Source organism: Serratia sp. PGPR-27 (assembly GCF_022678525.1).
GTDB lineage: Bacteria > Pseudomonadota > Gammaproteobacteria > Enterobacterales > Enterobacteriaceae > Serratia > Serratia nematodiphila.
This window is the reverse complement of the sequence record NZ_JALBYS010000030.1, coordinates 1-18,914: the sequence shown is the minus strand read 5'-3', so window position 1 is coordinate 18,914 and position 18,914 is coordinate 1. Positions and strand designations below refer to the sequence as shown.

Here is an 18,914-nt window from a genome sequence, read left to right as displayed (position 1 = left end):
AGGCTGCGTCGCCAGCCTCGTCAAAAACAGCATTATTTACCGTGTTCGGCCTGCAGCGTGGCGAACCACGGCTGAACGAAATCGCTGCTGGTGCCCCAGCCGGGGATGATCTTCGCCAGCCCGGCGACGTTGACCGGCCCCGGTTGCGCCAGCAGCAGCGCCTGCGGAATGACCGCCGCTTTGAACTGATAGCTGTCCGGCGTGCTTTCCCCGGCGATCTTGTTGGCCACCAGGCGCAGGTTGACCGCGCCGATCAGCTTCGGATCCACCGCCACGCTGACTTGCCATGGGCTGCCGGCCTCGCGCATCAGCTGCAAATCCTGGTTGGAGATATCGATGCTGTACAGTTTGATTTCGGTGCGGCCGTTCTCTTTCAACGCCTTGTAAGCGCCCTGGGTGAAAGCGTCCCAGGTGCCCCAGATGGCGTCAATCTTGCCTTTCGGGTATTTCGCCAGCACCGCACCCACTTTATTGGCGGTATCTCCCTGCACGTCGGATGAAACCGCGCCAATCGATTCCAGCTCATGAATGCCCGGATGCTGTTTCAGCAACTGCTGGTAAGCGGTCTGGCGGCGCTCCATCGGCGGGAAGCCTGCCACCCAGAGTTTGATGATGTTGGCCTGGCCGTTGAAATCCTTCACCAACTGGCCGAACGAGGCGTTGGCCAGCGAAGCGTCGTCCTGCTGCGAGACGGTGACGCCGGGAACGCGGCCGCTGACGTCGGTATCGAAAGCCGCGACGGCGATGCCGGCCGCCGCGATGCGCTTGACCAGGTCGGTGGAATAGGGGGCTCGTCCCTGCGAGAGAATGATGCCGTCATATTTCTGGCTGATAGCCTGGTTGACGAAGTCCTGAAAACGCGCGTCGTCGCCGTTGCTGAGGAAGGTGTCCACCTTGAAGCCCAGCTTGCGCCCTTCCTGAATGGCGCCCGCCAAAAATTGCGTGGTGTTGTCGTCGGATCCGAGGTTGCGGATCACCGCGATGCGCACCGGCCCCTGATGTTGAGCGATGGCGGCCGGCACGGCGGCGTTTTCCGCCGCCTGCAGCGGCAGGGCAGCCAGCAGACTGAGGGCGAGCAGCGAAGTCTTGAGGTTTTTCATTATTATAGGCTCCAAAAAAGCAGGGAAACGATCCCGGTGAAGGTCTGTTATAGCAGTCTTTCTGTCTGGACGTCTATTTTGGGTTTCGGAGCATCATAGCCGGATGCGGCGGGCAGGGGAATCAGGGCGGTTATGACTTTTTCTTCATGCTTATAACGTGGGGATTGGGGCATAAAAAAAGGCCGAGCAAGCTCGACCCTCCCTATGCCGCGCATCTGCGCGGTTACTTGACCTGCATGCCAGGCTGCGCGCCGCTGTCCGGGCTCAGCAGGAAGATCTCTTTCCCGCCGGGGCCTGCCGCCATCACCATGCCTTCTGACACGCCGAAGCGCATTTTGCGCGGCGCCAGGTTGGCGACCATGATGGTCAGACGGCCTTCCAGCGCTTTCGGGTCCGGGTAAGCGGAGCGAATGCCGGAGAAGATTTGGCGCGATTCGCAGCCCAGATCCAGCTGTAGTTTCAGCAGCTTGTCGGAGCCCTCGACAAAGTCGGCGCTCTTGATCAGGGCGATACGCATGTCGACCTTGGCGAAGTCGTCGAAGGTGATGGTTTCCTGGATCGGATCGTCAGCCAGCGGGCCGGTCACCGGCTTAGCGGCGGCCATGTCTTCCTTCGAGGCGTTGACCATCTCGTTGACCTTGTCCAGATCGATGCGGTTGAACAGCGCTTTGAACGCGTTCACCTGATGGCCCAGCAGTGGCTGCGGGAGCGCATCCCAGCTCAGCTCGGCGTTGAGGAACGCTTCGGCGCGCTCGGTCAGCGAAGGCAGCACCGGCTTCAGGTAAGTCATCAGCACGCGGAACAGGTTGATGCCCATCGAGCAGATGGCCTGCAGATCGGTGTCGCGGCCTTCTTCCTTCGCCACTACCCACGGTGCCTGCTCATCCACATAACGGTTGGCCAGATCGGCCAGCGCCATGATTTCGCGGATCGCGCGGCTGAACTCGCGGCCGGCGTAGGCTTCGGCGATGCTCTGCGCCGCGTCGACGAAGGTCTGGTACAGCGCCGGATCGGCCAGGCTGTCGGCCAGCTTGCCGCCGAAGCGCTTGTTGATAAAGCCGGCGTTGCGTGACGCCAGGTTCACCACCTTGTTGACGATGTCGGCGTTCACGCGCTGCACGAAGTCTTCCAGATTGAGATCGATGTCATCAATGCGTGAAGAGAGCTTGGCGGCGTAGTAATAACGCAGGCAGTCGGCGTCCAGATGCTGCAGGTAGGTGCCGGCCTTGATGAAGGTGCCGCGCGATTTTGACATCTTGGCGCCGTTCACCGTCACGTAGCCGTGCACGAACAGGTTGGTCGGTTTGCGGAAGTTGCTGCCTTCCAGCATCGCCGGCCAGAACAGGCTGTGGAAGTAGACGATGTCCTTGCCGATAAAGTGATACAGCTCGGTGGTGGAGTCTTTGCGCCAGAACTCGTCGAAGTCCAGATCGCCGCGCTTGTCGCACAAGTTCTTGAAGGAACCCATGTAGCCGATCGGCGCGTCCAGCCAGACGTAGAAGTATTTGCCCGGCGCATCCGGGATTTCGAAGCCGAAGTAAGGCGCATCGCGGGAGATGTCCCACTGCTGCAGACCGGATTCGAACCACTCCTGCATCTTGTTCGCCACCTGCTCCTGCAGCGCGCCGGAGCGCGTCCACGCCTGCAGCATTTCGCTGAAGGCCGGCAGATCGAAGAAGAAGTGCTCCGAGTCTCGCATCACCGGCGTCGCGCCGGAAACGACGGACTTCGGATCGATCAGTTCCGTCGGGCTGTAGGTGGCGCCGCACACTTCGCAGTTGTCGCCGTACTGATCCGGCGATTTGCATTTCGGGCAGGTGCCTTTCACGAAACGGTCCGGCAGGAACATGCCTTTCTCCGGATCGTACAGCTGAGAAATGGTGCGGTTCTTGATAAACCCGTTTTCTTTCAGGCGGCTGTAAATCAGGGTGGACAGCTCACGGTTTTCATCGCTATGGGTCGAATGATAGTTGTCATAGCTGATGCCAAAGCCGGCGAAATCCTGTTGGTGCTCCTGGCTCATCTCCGCGATCATTTCTTCCGGTTTCACACCCAGTTGCTGCGCTTTCAGCATGATCGGCGTGCCGTGCGCGTCGTCCGCGCAGATGAAATGCACTTCGTGGCCGCGCATTCGTTGGTAACGCACCCAGATATCCGCCTGGATGTGCTCGAGCATGTGGCCGAGATGGATGGAACCATTTGCGTACGGTAGCGCGCACGTCACCAATAATTTTTTCGCGACTTGAGCCATAGTGAGAACTTGCTTTCTGTAATGAATAAAAGGGCCTTCGATGTTAACCGATCGCGCCCTTCGCTGCTAGGGCGGTTTCTTACAGGTTATACGCGCCAGCTACCGGGCAGTTCTGATATGCTTAGCCGGAAGCGACTCATTCAAAATCAAGGAGCCGGGATGAACGCAAAATCCCCTGAGCAGACCAACCCCGAAGTTCTGCGCGCCCTGGTGACCGGTGTACTGGCCGCCTTTGAACACCCGACGTTGAAAAACAACCTGACTGCGCTGAAGGCTATTCATCACTGCGCATTATTGGACGACGTACTGCATATCGAACTGACGATGCCGTTTGCCTGGCAGAGCGGTTTTGAAGCGCTGCAGGCGAGCGTCGGCCCTGAGCTGTTGCGTGTGACCGGCGCCGCCGCCATCGACTGGAAGCTGAAACACGATATCACGACGCTGAAACGCGCCAACGGCCAGGCCGGGATCAAAGGCGTGCGCAACATCATCGCCGTCAGCTCCGGCAAAGGCGGGGTGGGGAAATCCAGCACTGCCGTCAACCTGGCGTTGGCGCTGGCCGCCGAAGGCGCCAAGGTCGGCATTCTGGATGCCGACATTTATGGTCCGTCGATCCCCAATATGCTGGGCACCGAACATGAGCGGCCGACTTCGCCGGACGGGCAGCACATGGCGCCGATCATGGCGCACGGCCTGGCGACCAACTCCATCGGTTATCTGGTGACCGACGACAACGCCATGGTGTGGCGCGGCCCGATGGCCAGCAAGGCGCTGATGCAGCTGCTGCAGGATACGCTGTGGCCGGATCTGGATTATCTGGTGCTGGACATGCCGCCGGGCACCGGCGACATCCAGCTGACGCTGTCGCAGAACATTCCGGTGACCGGCGCGCTGGTGGTCACCACGCCGCAGGATATCGCCCTGCTGGATGCCGCCAAGGGCATCGTGATGTTCGAGAAAGTGCATGTGCCGGTGCTGGGCATCGTGGAAAATATGAGCGTGCACATCTGCAGTAACTGCGGCCACCATGAGCCGATCTTTGGCACCGGCGGCGCCGAGAAGTTGGTGCAGAAATATAACAGCCGTCTGCTGGGGCAGATGCCGCTGCATATCTCGCTGCGCGAAGACCTGGATCGCGGTACGCCGACGGTGATCAGCCGTCCGGACAGCGAATTCGCCGACATGTATCGTCAACTGGCCGGCCGTGTGGCGGCGCAGATGTATTGGCAGGGTGAAGCGATCCCGACGGAAATTGCCTTCCGCGCGCTGTAATCTGTTTGCGGCAGTGAAAGAACCCGGCTTAAGCGCCGGGTTTTTTTATCGGATAGGGGTAGGCTTGTGCAGGTCGGCACGGGTATAAGGGCGTTCGATCTGCGCCAGCGTTTTGGCGATATGCTCCAACAATCCCTGGGTGGGGGCCGGCTGCCGCTGCCCCATCAGCGCCAACGGCAAGGCCAGCGCGATGGCGAAGTGTGACCAGGAGAGATGCGGGCGCGTTTTGCTCCGCTGCAACCGCAGGAACAGGGCGCTGGCCAGGTAGCCTAAAATCAGCCCGCTGATCACCTCGGATACCGAATGCACGCGAATTTCCAGCCGCGAAACGCCGATGGCGAAAGGCAATATCCACCCGGTCAGCAAAGCGATGCTACGTATCGGGTGGGAAAATCGGCCGGTCAACGTCCACAGCAGTGGCGGCCAGATGCTGGCCGCGAGGGCGGAATGACCGCTGAATCCGGTGAAATCATAGCGCTCGCTGCCGATGCCCCAGCCCATAAAGGCCAGTTTGGACAGGCAGACCACCCCGCCGGTGAACCCGAAGATCAGCGCCCACTGCCAACCCGCCGCGCGGGTGGGGGGAGACATGAGAAGCAATAAAAACAGAATCAGCGCGCAGGGCAGCAGCAACATGCTGTCGCCGAAAAAAGTCAGAAAATACCAATCCAGCACATCAATCTCCGATGAAAGGGGGGCGGGGAGCAAAAGTCAGCGCCGGGGAGTGTAACCCGTTACGGTGCGTTGCCCTAGCCGCGAGATTCTTAAAATGCCGCGTGCCCGTGGCGTGGCAGCCCGAATTCGCCCGCCGCCGCGCAATATACAGTGGCGCAATCCCCGGCGACTCCCTATAATTGTCGCGTTTTAGTTCCCCCCTTCACACTATGAAATCAGGTCTTTAATTTTATGACTGACAATCCGCATCAGTGCGTCATTATTGGTATAGCTGGCGCATCTGCCTCCGGAAAAAGCCTTATCGCCAGCACGTTGTACCGCGAACTCCGCGAGCAAGTCGGCGATGAGCACATCGGCGTTATTCCAGAAGACAGTTACTATAAAGACCAGACTCACCTGACCATGGAAGAACGGGTCAAAACCAACTATGACCACCCGAGCGCCATGGATCACAACCTGCTGTTCCAGCACCTGCAGATGCTGAAGGCCGGTAAGGCGATCGAGCTGCCGCTGTACAGCTACACCGAACACACGCGCAAGAAAGAAACCGTCCACCTGGAACCTAAAAAAGTGATCATTCTGGAAGGGATCTTGCTGCTGACGGATATCCGTTTGCGCCAGGAGATGAACTTCTCGATCTTCGTCGACACGCCGCTGGATATCTGCCTGATGCGCCGCATGAAGCGCGACGTCAACGAGCGCGGCCGCTCGATGGATTCGGTGATGGCGCAATACCAGAAGACCGTGCGCCCGATGTTCCTGCAGTTTATCGAACCTTCCAAACAATACGCCGATATCATCGTTCCGCGCGGCGGCAAAAACCGCATCGCGATCGATATTCTGAAAGCCAAAATCAGCCAATTCTTTGAATAATTCCGCTTAATGGCCGGAAATGCGCATTTCCGGCCGACGGCCAACTATTTGCACCCTGGCGTAGACCTTTCGCCCGTTGTGTGGCAATTTTTGTTTAGTTACGCGTTTTGATGGAGAAGAAAGACATGAGACTGTGCGACCGCGATATAGAAGCCTGGCTGGATAGCGAGAAACTGGTGATTTCGCCGCGCCCGCCGCTCGAACGCATCAACGGGGCCACAGTAGATGTCCGTTTGGGCAATCAGTTCCGCGTGTTCCGCGGTCATACCGCGCCGTTTATCGATCTCAGCGGGCCGAAAGATGAAGTCAGCGCCGCTCTGGATCGCGTGATGAGCGACGAGATTGTCCTGCCGGAAGGCGAGGCGTTCTTCCTTCATCCCGGCGAACTGGCCCTGGCGGTGACGTTCGAATCCGTGACGCTGCCGAACGATCTCGTGGGTTGGCTCGACGGCCGTTCTTCTCTGGCGCGTCTGGGGCTGATGGTGCACGTCACCGCGCACCGGATCGATCCGGGCTGGCACGGGCGCATCGTGCTGGAGTTTTACAACTCCGGCAAGCTGCCGCTGGCGCTGCGGCCGGGGATGCTGATTGGCGCCTTGAGCTTTGAGCCGTTGTCCGGCCCGGCGGCCCGGCCATATAACAGCCGGCAGGACGCAAAATATCGCGATCAGCAGGGCGCAGTAGCCAGTCGAATCGACAAGGACTAACGGCGCGAGATGCACCGTCGGTGTGGCGCTGACAAGAGGGTGGCATGAGAAGATTACTGACGACATTGGCGATTTTACTGGTGGTCGTGGTGGCGGGAATGTCCGCGCTGGTACTGCTGGTCAATCCGAATGATTTTCGCGGTTACATGGTCAAAAAGGTCGAGCAGAAGAGCGGCTACCAGCTAACGCTTGAAGGCGACCTGCGTTGGCATATCTGGCCGCAGCTCAGTATTTTGGCCGGGCGCATGACGCTGACCGCGCCGGGCGCCAAGGCGCCGGTGGTGAGCGCGGAAAACATGCGCCTTGACGTCAAACTGTTGCCGCTGCTGTCGCATCAGCTGTTTGTGAAACAGGTGATGTTGAAAAATGCCGTCATTCGCCTCACGCCCGACAGTGAAGAGCACTCGCAAGTGGACGCCCCGATTGCGCCGGCCGGCAGCGGCGCTGATGCGGCAGACACGGCCTGGAAGTTCGACATCGATAACTTGCGCGTCGTGGACAGCTTGCTGATTTGGCAGCGCGCCGACAACGCGCAAATCAATGTCCGGGACATCAATCTTACCCTGCAGCAAACGGAGAAACGGCAGGCGCAGCTGGACATTTCCAGCCGGGTCAACCGCGATCAGCGCGACCTGGCCTTCAGCATGGCGGCCGATATCGATCTGCAGCAGTTCCCGCACCAGATCGGCGCCAAGGTGACCCAGTTCAATTACCAATTGGCGGGAGCGGATATTCCGAACGGTGGTATTCAAGGCGAGGGGAATGCTCAGGTGGTCTATCAACAGACGCCGGCGCAAATTGCCGTCACCCAGCTGAACGTCAGCGCCAATAACAGCCAGTTGACCGGCGATATCAGCGCCAGCCTGGGAGCGATACCCGGCTATGTGGTGAACCTGAATTCGGCTAATCTCGATCTCGACGCGCTTTCCGGTTGGCAATCCAGCACCAATACCGCCGAACAGCCCGCCGTGACCGCCGCGCCGGTGATCGCCAGCCAGGTCGACGATCGGCAGCAGAACCTGGAAGCGCTGCGCGATTTCAATGCACAGTTGAATCTGCAGGCGGCGCAGTTGACCTACCGCGGTATGAACGTTACCCAGTTAGCCGTCGCGGCAGATAATCAACGCGGCCTGCTGACGCTGCATAAACTTGCCGGGCAATTGGCCGGCGGTGATTTCTCCTTGCCGGGATCGCTCGACGCACGCGGCAATAAACCGGTGATAAACGTGCAGCCGACCCTGAACCAGGTTGAGCTCGGCGCGGTGCTCAAAGCCTTCGAGATGCCACAGATGCTGACCGGAAAATTCAGCATGAAAGGGGATTTGACCGGCGATCGTCTTTCTTCAGAGTCATTTGAGCACCGTTGGAGCGGTACGGCGCAGCTGGCGATGCAGGATGCGCAGCTGCACGGCCTGAACATTCAGCAATTGATCCAACAGGCGGTGGCGCGCAACGATAACAGCGTGCGCGGGCAAGATAGCTATCAGCGCTATACCGAAGTCAAAAGCGTCTCGGCGCGGGCCAGCCTGAGCCAAGGCACTGTCAAGCTCAGCAGCCTGACGGCGGATTCGCCGTTGCTGGCGCTGACCGGCGCCGGCAGTATCGATATGCCGGGAAAACAGTGCGATATGGCGCTTAATGTGCGCGTCACTGGCGGTTGGCAAGGGCGCGGCGAACTGATCGAGCAACTGCAAAAAACGCCGATCCCGCTGCGGGTCTATGGGCCTTGGCAACAGCTGAATTACCAACTGCAGGTCGATCAGGTGCTGCGTAAAACGCTGCACGATCGGGCCAAAGATGCGCTGAACAAATGGGCTGAAAAGAACAAGGATTCACGCGAGGGTCAGGATCTGAAAAAGCTGCTCGACAAGCTGTAATCCCTCCTGACGCGGGCCGTCTTGCGGCCCGCGTCAGTATCGACGTTTCCCGCGATAATTTCCCTCCGTTACCTTGATGAAGGTCATGAAGACCCGCGCTCAATTTGTGCAGAGTAAGGGCGCATTCTGCTATGACTATGCGCCTAAGCGCGAAAAAATGACGAGTTGAGGAAACATGATAGAGCTTCTTATTGGCGCGGCGGTGGCGGCGGGCGTGGGCCGTTACATCATCAAAGGGTATTCCGCCACGGGCGTCTTGATGGTGGGAGGGCTGCTGCTGCTTGGCATCAGCGCCCTGATGGGGAAAACGCTGTTGCCGTCCGGCGCCGCATCTACCGGCTGGCGCGCGACCGATATGATCGAGTACGTCAAGATTTTGCTGATGAGCCGCGGCGGCGATCTGGGCATGATGATCATGATGCTGTGCGGTTTCGCCGCCTATATGACGCATATCGGCGCCAACGACGTGGTCGTCAAGCTGGCCTCGCGCCCATTGCAGATGATCAATTCGCCTTATCTGCTGATGGTGGCGGCCTATTTTGTCGCTTGCCTGATGTCATTGGCGGTCTCTTCCGCTACTGGACTCGGCGTATTGCTGATGGCGACGCTGTTCCCATTGATGGTGAACGTTGGCATTAGCCGCGGCGCCGCTGCGGCCATTTGCGCTTCGCCGGCGGCGATTATCCTGGCGCCGACTTCCGGCGACGTGGTACTGGCAGCCAAGGCGGCGGAAATGCCGCTGGTGGACTTCGCGTTCAAAACCACGCTGCCTATCTCGATTGCCGCCATCGTCTGCATGGCCGTAGCGCACTTTTTCTGGCAGCGTTATCTCGATAAGAAGAGTGATGAACAGCACCACATTATGGACGTCAGCGAGATCAAAACCCATGCGCCGGGGTTCTACGCGATATTGCCGTTTACGCCGATCCTCGGCGTGCTGATCTTCGACGGTAAATGGGGGCCGGAACTGCACATTATTACCGTGCTGGTAGGGTGCATACTGTTGGCGGCAGCGATCGAGTTTGTGCGCAGCTTCAGCGCCAAACAGGTATTCAGCGGCCTGGAAGTGGCGTATCGCGGTATGGCGGACGCTTTCGCCAGCGTGGTGATGCTGTTGGTGGCCGCGGGTGTCTTCGCGCAAGGGTTGAGCACCGTCGGCTTTATCAGCGGGTTGATCGGGTTGGCGCAGTCGTTCGGTACCGGCGGTTTGATCATGATGCTGGTGTTGGTGGTGATCACCATGCTGGCGGCCATGACAACCGGCTCCGGCAATGCGCCGTTCTATGCGTTTGTCGAACTGATCCCGAAACTGGCGGCACAGATGGGCGTGAATCCTGCCTATCTGGTGATCCCGATGCTGCAGGCCTCGAATCTCGGCCGTACGCTGTCGCCGGTTTCCGGCGTGGTGGTGGCGGTCTCCGGCATGGCGAAAATCTCGCCGTTTGATGTGGTGAAGCGTACTTCAGTGCCGGTAATTGTCGGGTTGGTGGTGGTGATTGTGGCGACGGAGCTGCTGGTTCCCCAGTAAAGGAAGGCCGGGCGATGCCCGGCCTCGATGTTAAACCTCGTACTCCTCCGGTGGAGGAGGCGGGGTGATCTTCACTTTCAAGATGCGGTGGCTGTTGACCTCCAATGGTTCGAACAGGTAGTCACCGATCTTGATTTGTTCTCCTTCTTGCGGCACGCGCTGGCTGTGTTCCATCAACAGCCCCGCCAGCGTATGGTATTCGCGCTTTTCTTCCAGCGGCATCGGCAGGTACAACACCAGATCTTCCAGCGGCATATAGCCGTTGGCGATCCAGCTGCCGTCCTCGTTTTGCTGAATGTCGTGGCGTGCGTCCACCTCTTCACCGGCCTCCGGCAGGTTGCCGGCGATGGTTTCCATCACGTCCGTCAGGGTGACGACGCCTTCGACGGAGCCGAACTCATCGACCACGAAGGCGAAGTGCGTCTGCGCCTGGCGGAATTGCTCCAGGGCGCTTAACAGCGTGAGCTGCTCCGGGAAGATCAACGGTTGGCGTATCAGCGCACGCAGATCCAGCGGCGCCTGCGCCAGTTGCTGTTTGAGAACGTCGATGGTGTGGATCACGCCCAGCGGTTCGTCGCTGGCGCTGCTTTCCACCACCACGATGCGCGTGTGCTGATTACGTTCCAGCAACTGCGTCAGCTTTTCCTGCGGATCGTTCAGCTCAAGGTATTCGACGTCGTGACGCGAGGTCATGATGCTACTGACCGTGCGCTGCGCCATGCCGAGTACGCGTTCGATCATGCGCCGCTCTTGCTGATTGAAGATCTCGCCGTTTTCGCTGTCGCTGTCCGCCAGCAGGTTGGCGGAATGGCTGTCGACTTCCGCTTCTTCATGTTTGCCGCTCAGCATGCGCAGCACCGCTTCGGCGGTGCGTTCACGTAGTGGCCGCACCTTCGACAGGAAGCGACGGCGGTTGAACTGCGCCAGCTGGTTCAGCGCCTCGATCATGACCGAGAAGCCGATCGCCGCGTAGAGGTAGCCTTTAGGAATGTGATAGCCGAAGCCCTCCGCCACTAGGCTAAAGCCAATCATCAGCAGGAAACTCAGGCACAGGATAACGATAGTCGGGTGCGCGTTGACGAAGCGCGTCAGCGGTTTGCTGGCCAGCAGCATCAGACCGATGGCGATACAGACCGCGATCATCATCACCGCCAGGTGATCGACCATCCCCACCGCGGTGATCACCGAGTCGAGCGAGAAAACGGCGTCCAGCACCACGATCTGCGCCACGACCGGCCAGAAACGTGCGCCTTTGCGCGCGCCGTGCTGCTCTTCGTCCTTGCCTTCCAGCCGCTCATTGAGCTCCATGGTGGCTTTGAACAGCAGGAATATCCCGCCGACCAGCATGATCAGATCGCGGCCGCTGAAGGGGTGCTCCGCGACGATGAACATCGGTTTGGTCAGCGTCGCCAGCCACGAGATGGAGGCGAGCAGCGCCAGACGCATGACCAGCGCCAGCAATAAACCGACGACACGGGCCTTATCTCTTTGTTGTTTTGGTAATTTGTCCGCCAGAATGGCGATGAAGACAAGGTTGTCTATACCCAGCACGATTTCCAGCACGACCAAAGTGGCCAGGCCGGCCCAAATTGTTGGATCAGCGATCCATTCCATACGCCCAATTTCACCTGTAAGTTCTACGGCTTATGCCGCACGGGAATGATGGGCGTTGAGGCGGCAAAATTCAACTTTAATCGGGTGGATGTGGTTCAGAACAGGAGGATTACCATAAACATCGATCGGCGCCGAGCGGCCAAAGGAATCACGGGCCTGGGGAGCAAATATCTACCGGGATGCCATGCGCTCAGAAAAGAAACGCCTTATTAAATTTATTTAAATCAAAACATTAAAACAATTTTCTTTGACTATGATTCTTATCGGTATGCGGCACGAGTAGTCTTATTCTGAAAACGTCTGACTGGGGGGATCTAAGGCTTGTATCACTTAGACATTAGTATAAGAATCTTAGTCATATAACGACAGTAACTAACATTGTTTGGTTATAAAGGCACCGTTTTTTTTATTTTTTTGTGAACAGCATGACAGTTCAAACTAAGAATGAGTGCCGCTTTGCATAAAAATTGCCTGGCTCATGCAATGACGTGGGGGGATACGCCATTAACAGTACTTTGGTAGCTGCAAGCCAAGGGCGGTAGCGTGCCCGATTGAATCCCCTTGTTCACGCTGCACAGATGAATGCAGCGCTACGATGAATTGGAATGAAAATGCAAACAAGACTTAAGGCAGTGATCCCCGTTGCGGGCTTGGGAACTCGTATGTTGCCGGCGACCAAGGCTATCCCTAAAGAAATGTTGCCCGTGGTCGATAAGCCCTTAATCCAGTACATTGTTGCTGAATGCGTGGCGGCGGGGATTAAAGATATCGTATTGGTCACGCATTCATCGAAAAACGCGATTGAAAACCATTTTGACACTTCGTTTGAGCTGGAGGCGATGCTCGAAGCGCGTGTGAAGCGCCAGCTCCTGAGCGAAGTGCAAAGCATTTGTCCGCCGGACGTTACCGTGATGCAGGTGCGTCAGGGACAGGCGAAAGGGTTGGGGCATGCGGTGCTGTGTGCCAAACCTATGGTAGGTGATTCTCCTTTCGTGGTGCTGCTTCCGGATGTTTTGCTGGATGATTCTACGGCGGATCTGCGCAAAGAAAATCTGGCTAAAATGATCCAACGTTTTGGCGATACGGGTTACAGCCAAATCATGGTTGAACCTGTGCCGGAACAAGATGTGTCCAAATACGGTGTGGTAGATTGCGCAGGTGCGACGATCGCAGCGGGAGAAAGCGCACCGATGACGGCGGTGGTTGAGAAGCCGGCCCGCGAGGATGCCCCTTCCAACCTGGCCGTCGTCGGCCGGTATGTGCTTGCCGCCGATATTTGGCCGTTACTTGAGAAAACCCCTCCCGGCGCGGGTGATGAGATTCAACTGACCGATGCGATTGCGATGCTGATGGATGAACAAACGGTGGAAGCGTTCCATATGAGCGGTAAGTCCCATGATTGTGGTGACAAGCTTGGCTATATGAAGGCGTTTGTGCAGTATGGGGTGCGTCACGGTTCCGAAGGCGAAAACTTCACCCGCTGGTTGAAGCAGACGTTGGGAAAGTAACAGGCTGTCGCCACTGCGGCTGAAAGCGATCACGAGATTGAATGAGGTCTACCATGACGAAGTTGAAAGCGGTTATTCCCGTTGCCGGATTGGGCATGCGTATGCTGCCGGCGACCAAAGCGATTCCGAAAGAGATGTTGCCAATCGTTGATAAACCGTTGATTCAATACATTGTCAACGAGTGCGTCGCGGCGGGGATTAAAGAGATCATCCTGGTGACGCATTCTTCCAAGAACGCCATTGAAAACCATTTCGATACCTCATTCGAGCTGGAGGCGATGCTGGAGGCACGCGTGAAACGGCAACTGCTGGATGAGGTACAGTCGATAACGCCAAAAGGCGTAACGCTGATGCACATTCGCCAGGGGCAGCCAAAAGGACTGGGACATGCCGTTCTCTGCGCTAAACCGTTGGTCGGTGATTCTCCATTTGTCGTTCTGTTGCCGGACATCTTGCTGGATGACGCAAAGGCCGATTTGAAGAAAGACAACCTGTCACACATGATTGCGCGCTTTGAGCAGACCGGTCTGAGCCAGGTTTTGGTGCAAAAGGCAGACGAACACGTGCTGCATGATTATTCCGTGGTTGAGTGTGAGGCCAGCAATCTGAAACCTGGCGAAAGTGCCCGTATCACATCGATTATTGAAAAACCGGCACCGGAAACCAAGTTGGAATCCAACTACTCTGCGGTAGGGCGCTATGTCTTGTCTGCCGATATTTGGCCACTGCTGGAGACCACGGAACCGGGAGCCTGGGGGCGTATTCAACTGACCGATGCGATTGCAGAATTGTTGAAACGCAAACCGGTCGAGGCGACAGAGCTGGTGGGTGAATCGTTCAACTGCGGTGAAAAACTGGGTTACCTTCGCGCTTTTGTCACTTATGGGTTGCGTCACCCAACTCAAGGCAAAGCTTTCCGTGAATGGGCAGAACGGCTTTCATTATAAATACGTTTGGCTGGAACGTTGTGCCCAGGCATAGCGCTTTCCAAAATCACCTCTCTCTGTGCGTATTGAGGTAATCGTGCGCTATTGCGAGGTAATTGTGTAATAATGCTTTTAGGCCATTTCCAGCATAGCGTATTGGGATTCAACGTGGGCTCAATGAAAGTTTAATCAGTATTGAAACCCATCGACAAATTCTTTTCCGAGTACAACGGCCTGTGCCAGGGTTGGCCGGGAGGGCTCAGTACAGCAAACTTTTTACTTTGATAGTGATGATAATTCGATGGCAAATAAACAGTGGAAACTGATACCGCTCTTGGTATCGATCAGTGTAATCAGCGGTTGTACAATCGTGCCTGGTTCTCACCTTTCAACTAGTGGGAAAGAGGTTGTAAAACAGCAAGATAGTGATTTCGATATCGACAATCTGGTTAATGTCTATCCAATGACGCCTGGTTTGGTTGAGAAAATGAGACCTAAACCCGTTGTCGCGCAACCAAACTCGTCCTTAGAGCGTGAATTGCAAAATTACGAATACCGGATTGGTATCGGCGACGTGTTAATGGTGACTGTCTGGGATCACCCTGAACTGACTACACCGGCGGGGCAATATCGCAGTGCCAGCGATACGGGTAACTGGGTGAATTCGGACGGTACAATTTTTTATCCGTATATCGGTAAGATAAAAGTTGCCGGTAAAACGATGAGCCAAGTCAGAAATGAGATCGCAGGACGATTGGCGCAATACATCGAAAGCCCACAGGTTGATGTGAGTATCGCCGCTTTCCGCTCTCAAAAAGCGTATGTGACGGGGGAAGTAGCAAAGTCGGGACAGCAACCGATCACGAACGTTCCCCTTACTGTGATGGATGCAATCAATGCGGCTGGCGGGCTTTCAGAAAATGCAGACTGGCGTAATGTCATTCTGACACATAATGGAAAAGAACAGCGAATCTCTTTGCAAGCCTTGATGCAAAGGGGGGATTTGACGCAAAACCACCTACTTTATCCGGGCGACATCCTCTACATTCCCCGTAATGACGATTTAAAAGTTTTCGTTATGGGGGAAGTGAAAAAACAGACTACGTTGAAAATGGATCGCAGCGGTATGACACTAACGGAAGCATTAGGTAATGCTGAAGGAATGGATCAGAACTTTGCCGATGCGACGGGGGTGTTTGTCATTAGACCATTACGTGGTATGGAAGGTAAAAAGCTGGCCAATATCTACCAACTTAATGCGTCTGATGCTACTGCGATGGTAATGGGGACTGAGTTTCACCTTCAGCCATATGACATTGTATACGTAACTACCGTACCGATTGCTCGTTGGAACCGCGTCGTCAGCCAATTGTTACCGACTATCGTTGGTTTCAACAACCTGACCGAAGGTACACAGCGTATTCATAATTGGTAGTTAAGGTAAAAGATGATGTTTGATTCTATTCTTGTCGTTTGCGTCGGCAACATATGCCGTTCTCCTACAGGAGAACGGCTGTTGAAGGAAAAACTGCCACATAAGAAAATTGCCTCTGCCGGGATTTCTGCCTTGGTTGGCAAGCCTGCTGATGCTCAGGCTGCAGAAGTGGCTAGAAAGCATGATTTATCATTGGATAATCACCAAGCACAACAGCTGACAGCTGCATTGTGCCGTGAATATGATCTGATATTAGTCATGGAAAAGGGACATGTTGATGCTGTCTGCAGGCTAGCCCCTGAAGTCAGAGGCAAAACAATGCTATTTGCCCATTGGCTGGGTCAACAAGATATCCCAGATCCTTATCGCAAAAGTTCTGAGGCTTTTGAATTCGTCTATAGCCTACTAGCTGAAGGTGCTCAGAAGTGGGCGCTAGCATTAAATCGCTAAACAGAGATTACAATGATTGATAAAAACCGAACGAGTTCCTTGGCAAGTAAGGAAAATGACGAGATCGATTTTGGACGGCTGTTAGGGACGCTAGTCGATCACAAATGGTTAATTGTTAGCATTACATCATTATTTGCCGTCATCGGCATTATATATAGTCTTTTTGCGACACCTATATACCAGGCTGATGCAACTGTTCAGGTCGAGCAAAACGAAGGTAATATGCTGGTAAGTAACCTGTCCCAAATGTTGCCTAACTCTTTGCCAGCATCATCTACAGAGATTGAACTGATTTCCTCTCGCATGATCGTGGGGAAAACTGTCGAAGATCTCCATTTAGATACTGTCGTCACTCAGAAATATTTTCCGATTTTTGGCCGCGGTTGGGCAAGGCTCATGGGTAATAAACCGGGGCAGGTTGCCTTATCCAGGCTCACTGTAGCTGAGCCTCTAGTCGAGAGTGCTATCGAGCTGGAAGTTATTGATGATCAAAACTACGTCGTTACCGTAGATAAAGATAAAATCTTTCAAGGCAAAGTTGGGCGCTTGGAGAATGCAAGCGGCGTTTCTATGTTGGTTAGCGAAATCTCAGCGAAGCCAGGAACAGTGTTTAATGTCAAAAAGCTCACAACGCTGGCAGCAACGGTACAACTTCTTGACGATCTTACAGTAGAAGACAAAGGTAAGGACACGGGGGTTCTTTCACTCACCCTGATGGGGGATGATCCTGTTCTAATCAAAAGAATTATTGAAAGTATCAGCAATAATTACTTGATCCAAAATGTTGAGCGAAAATCAGAAGAAGCGGCCAAAAGCCTTGCTTTTTTGAAGGAACAATTACCGCAGGTTCGCGATTCTTTAAATACGGCTGAAGACAAATTAAACAGTTTCCGCCAAGCGAACGATTCTGTTGATCTGTCTTTGGAAGCAAAGTCTGTTCTTGATACTATTGTCGGGGTTGAGGCTCAGCTTAATGAGTTGACTTTCAAAGAGTCTGAAATTTCGAAATTATACACAAAAGAGCACCCTGCTTATCGTGCTTTATTGGAAAAAAGAGCAACCCTGCAAAAGGAAAAAGATAAGTTAAACCAGCGAGTCAGTAAGATGCCGCAAACACAGCAGGAGATCTTGCGCTTAACTCGTGATGTTGATGCTGGTAAAGAGATTTACATGCAGTTGCTCAACCGTCAACAAGAGCTTTCGATAACGAAAGCGAGCACCGTGGGTAATGTCAGAATCATTGATACCGCTGTCACTCAACCGAAACCGGTTAAGCCGAAGAAGACGTTAATCGTTATCATCTTTACGTTGCTTGGCGGGATCGCTTCCGTTGCCGTAGTACTGCTGAAAAGTGTTCTGCATCGAGGTATTGAAAGCCCAGAACAGCTGGAAGACCAAGGCATCAACGTTTATGCAAGTATTCCGTTGTCTGAGTGGCAACAGAAAAAAGACATAGAGACGTTGATGCGCGGCAATAAAAAAACCAACACGCGTTCAAAAACGTTGTTGGCCGTTGGGAACCCTGCGGATTTGGCGATCGAGGCAGTACGAAGCTTAAGAACCAGTTTGCATTTCGCTATGCTCGAAGCTAAAAATAATGTTCTGATGGTCTGTGGTGCAAGCCCAAATATTGGTAAAACTTTCGTCAGCATCAACTTGGCCGCGGTCATTGCTCAGGCTGGGCAACGTGTTTTAGTCATTGATGCTGATATGCGTAAGGGCTATTCACACTCATTGTTGAATACCGATTGGCATAATGGTTTATCTGATATCTTATCTGCTCAGACCACGATGGCTAACAGTGTCCGCAAAACAGAAATTGAAAACCTGGATTTTATTCCGCGTGGACAGATACCGCCAAATCCTTCAGAGTTGCTCATGGGGGCACGCTTCAATGAGCTGATTGATTGGGCGAGTAAGAATTATGATATCGTGATGATTGATACGCCACCTATTCTAGCAGTTACTGATGCCGCTATTATAGGGCACAGGGCGGGGACTAGTCTGATGATCGCACGTTTCGCATCCAACACGGTCAAAGAAATAGAGGTGAGTATTCGCCGCTTTAATCAAAATGGCATCGATGTTAAAGGCGTTATTCTGAATGCTGTTGAGAAACGGGCCAGCAGCTACTATGGTGATTATGGCTACTATCAATATGAGTATCGTTCAAACGATAAAGCATAGTTGTTAGCAACACATCAGTGCCATACCGGGAAACCGGTATGGCATATGTTCATATATTTGCTATTTGTAATAAGAAAAATGGATGTAATCGGCAAATATATGCATTTATAAATACATTCGATTTGTTTTTTTAAATTTGTCTTCATTTTGAATGATTTTTGATTACCATTCAGACGACAGTCAAATGTTTATATAGAATATTTAAGGTGTATAAGAAATGAAGATAATGATGATCAATACACTTTATCATCCTTATAAGGTTGGAGGCGCAGAGGTATCTGTGCAGTTATTAGCTGAAAAACTCGCTAATATGGGGCATACAGTAAGTGTTGTTACATTGCATAACAAATCCGAACGAGAATGTAAAACCATTAATAATGTAATGGTCACTTATTTGCCTCTCAGTAATGTCTATTGGCCATATGGCGGAGAGAACGTGTCGCCATGGAAGAAAATAGTATGGCATGCAAAAGATCAGTACAATTTCTCAATGAAGCATGCGGTGAAAGAG

At 54.4% G+C, this 18,914-nt stretch carries 14 protein-coding genes and 1 pseudogene; 11 read left to right on the top strand and 4 right to left on the bottom strand.

Annotated features, from left to right (window positions below; genetic code table 11):
- Window positions 1–32: 32 nt before the first annotated feature.
- The gene (locus MMS95_RS16540; protein WP_103085761.1) at window positions 33–1,100 is read right to left on the bottom strand and encodes a sugar ABC transporter substrate-binding protein; all 1,068 of its coding nucleotides are present in this window, start codon (window positions 1,098–1,100) and stop codon (window positions 33–35) included.
- 223 nt (window positions 1,101–1,323) lie between these two features.
- On the bottom strand, window positions 1,324–3,351 hold the full coding sequence (gene metG / locus MMS95_RS16535) for a methionine--tRNA ligase (RefSeq protein ID WP_242141960.1): 2,028 nt from the start codon (window positions 3,349–3,351) through the stop codon (window positions 1,324–1,326).
- A 159-nt stretch (window positions 3,352–3,510) separates the two neighbouring features.
- Here metG and apbC point away from each other — a divergent pair, with 159 nt between their 5' ends.
- On the top strand, window positions 3,511–4,623 hold the full coding sequence (gene apbC / locus MMS95_RS16530) for an iron-sulfur cluster carrier protein ApbC (RefSeq protein WP_033633709.1): 1,113 nt from the start codon (window positions 3,511–3,513) through the stop codon (window positions 4,621–4,623).
- Between the two features lie 45 nt (window positions 4,624–4,668).
- Here the strand turns inward: apbC and MMS95_RS16525 are convergent, their stop codons facing one another.
- Window positions 4,669–5,298, bottom strand: a complete 630-nt coding sequence (locus tag MMS95_RS16525) for a phosphatase PAP2 family protein (protein ID WP_242141957.1) — start codon at window positions 5,296–5,298, stop codon at window positions 4,669–4,671.
- Between the two features lie 231 nt (window positions 5,299–5,529).
- On the opposite strand from MMS95_RS16525, the gene udk reads away from it, so the two are divergent.
- From udk to dcuC, 4 genes are all read left to right on the top strand, one after another.
- On the top strand, window positions 5,530–6,171 hold the full coding sequence (gene udk / locus MMS95_RS16520) for a uridine kinase (protein ID WP_004938922.1): 642 nt from the start codon (window positions 5,530–5,532) through the stop codon (window positions 6,169–6,171).
- A gap of 125 nt (window positions 6,172–6,296) precedes the next feature.
- Window positions 6,297–6,878, top strand: a complete 582-nt coding sequence (gene dcd / locus MMS95_RS16515; protein ID WP_004938917.1) for a dCTP deaminase — start codon at window positions 6,297–6,299, stop codon at window positions 6,876–6,878.
- 44 nt (window positions 6,879–6,922) lie between these two features.
- Window positions 6,923–8,755, top strand: coding sequence for an outer membrane assembly protein AsmA (asmA, locus tag MMS95_RS16510; protein ID WP_099981712.1), 1,833 nt, complete (start codon window positions 6,923–6,925; stop codon window positions 8,753–8,755).
- A gap of 175 nt (window positions 8,756–8,930) precedes the next feature.
- Window positions 8,931–10,283 carry an anaerobic C4-dicarboxylate transporter DcuC gene (dcuC, locus tag MMS95_RS16505; RefSeq protein ID WP_015377222.1) on the top strand — a complete coding sequence of 451 codons (1,353 nt, stop codon included), beginning with the start codon at window positions 8,931–8,933 and terminating at the stop codon, window positions 10,281–10,283.
- A gap of 30 nt (window positions 10,284–10,313) precedes the next feature.
- Here dcuC and MMS95_RS16500 read toward each other — a convergent pair whose 3' ends face one another.
- Window positions 10,314–11,897: a TerC family protein gene (locus MMS95_RS16500; RefSeq protein ID WP_033633706.1), complete on the bottom strand. Its 1,584-nt coding sequence runs from the start codon at window positions 11,895–11,897 to the stop codon at window positions 10,314–10,316.
- Window positions 11,898–12,508: 611 nt separating this feature from the next.
- Between MMS95_RS16500 and galU (MMS95_RS16495) the strand changes: the two genes are divergently transcribed.
- From galU (MMS95_RS16495) to MMS95_RS16470, 6 genes and pseudogenes are all read left to right on the top strand, one after another.
- Complete coding sequence (galU, locus tag MMS95_RS16495) at window positions 12,509–13,405, top strand: UTP--glucose-1-phosphate uridylyltransferase GalU (RefSeq protein WP_033634124.1); 897 nt, start codon at window positions 12,509–12,511, stop codon at window positions 13,403–13,405.
- A 53-nt stretch (window positions 13,406–13,458) separates the two neighbouring features.
- Complete coding sequence (gene galU / locus MMS95_RS16490; protein WP_033633704.1) at window positions 13,459–14,352, top strand: UTP--glucose-1-phosphate uridylyltransferase GalU; 894 nt, start codon at window positions 13,459–13,461, stop codon at window positions 14,350–14,352.
- 280 nt (window positions 14,353–14,632) lie between these two features.
- Window positions 14,633–15,766 (top strand): polysaccharide export protein, encoded by a 1,134-nt coding sequence (locus MMS95_RS16485; RefSeq protein WP_025302165.1) that lies wholly within the window; start codon window positions 14,633–14,635, stop codon window positions 15,764–15,766.
- 15 nt (window positions 15,767–15,781) lie between these two features.
- Window positions 15,782–16,216: a protein-tyrosine-phosphatase gene (locus MMS95_RS16480; protein ID WP_044032106.1), complete on the top strand. Its 435-nt coding sequence runs from the start codon at window positions 15,782–15,784 to the stop codon at window positions 16,214–16,216.
- 12 nt (window positions 16,217–16,228) lie between these two features.
- A complete protein-coding gene (gene wzc / locus MMS95_RS16475) occupies window positions 16,229–18,403 on the top strand; it encodes a tyrosine-protein kinase Wzc (RefSeq protein ID WP_033633703.1) in 2,175 nt (724 codons plus the stop codon).
- Between the two features lie 226 nt (window positions 18,404–18,629).
- Window positions 18,630–18,914 (top strand): annotated as a pseudogene (locus tag MMS95_RS16470) (glycosyl transferase family 1); the annotation flags it as partial.

Excerpts from the sequence above, each read along its gene's own strand:
- asmA (WP_099981712.1), top strand. The coding sequence starts at position 6,923 with ATGAGAAGATTACTGACGACATTGGCGATTTTACTGGTGGTCGTGGTG.
- MMS95_RS16485 (WP_025302165.1), top strand. The coding sequence starts at position 14,633 with ATGGCAAATAAACAGTGGAAACTGATACCGCTCTTGGTATCGATCAGT.
- wzc (WP_033633703.1), top strand. The coding sequence starts at position 16,229 with ATGATTGATAAAAACCGAACGAGTTCCTTGGCAAGTAAGGAAAATGAC.
- galU (WP_033633704.1), top strand. The coding sequence starts at position 13,459 with ATGACGAAGTTGAAAGCGGTTATTCCCGTTGCCGGATTGGGCATGCGT.
- galU (WP_033634124.1), top strand. The coding sequence starts at position 12,509 with ATGCAAACAAGACTTAAGGCAGTGATCCCCGTTGCGGGCTTGGGAACT.
- dcd (WP_004938917.1), top strand. The coding sequence starts at position 6,297 with ATGAGACTGTGCGACCGCGATATAGAAGCCTGGCTGGATAGCGAGAAA.
- MMS95_RS16500 (WP_033633706.1), bottom strand. The coding sequence starts at position 11,897 with ATGGAATGGATCGCTGATCCAACAATTTGGGCCGGCCTGGCCACTTTG.
- MMS95_RS16540 (WP_103085761.1), bottom strand. The coding sequence starts at position 1,100 with ATGAAAAACCTCAAGACTTCGCTGCTCGCCCTCAGTCTGCTGGCTGCC.
- apbC (WP_033633709.1), top strand. The coding sequence starts at position 3,511 with ATGAACGCAAAATCCCCTGAGCAGACCAACCCCGAAGTTCTGCGCGCC.
- MMS95_RS16480 (WP_044032106.1), top strand. The coding sequence starts at position 15,782 with ATGTTTGATTCTATTCTTGTCGTTTGCGTCGGCAACATATGCCGTTCT.
- dcuC (WP_015377222.1), top strand. The coding sequence starts at position 8,931 with ATGATAGAGCTTCTTATTGGCGCGGCGGTGGCGGCGGGCGTGGGCCGT.
- metG (WP_242141960.1), bottom strand. The coding sequence starts at position 3,351 with ATGGCTCAAGTCGCGAAAAAATTATTGGTGACGTGCGCGCTACCGTAC.
- udk (WP_004938922.1), top strand. The coding sequence starts at position 5,530 with ATGACTGACAATCCGCATCAGTGCGTCATTATTGGTATAGCTGGCGCA.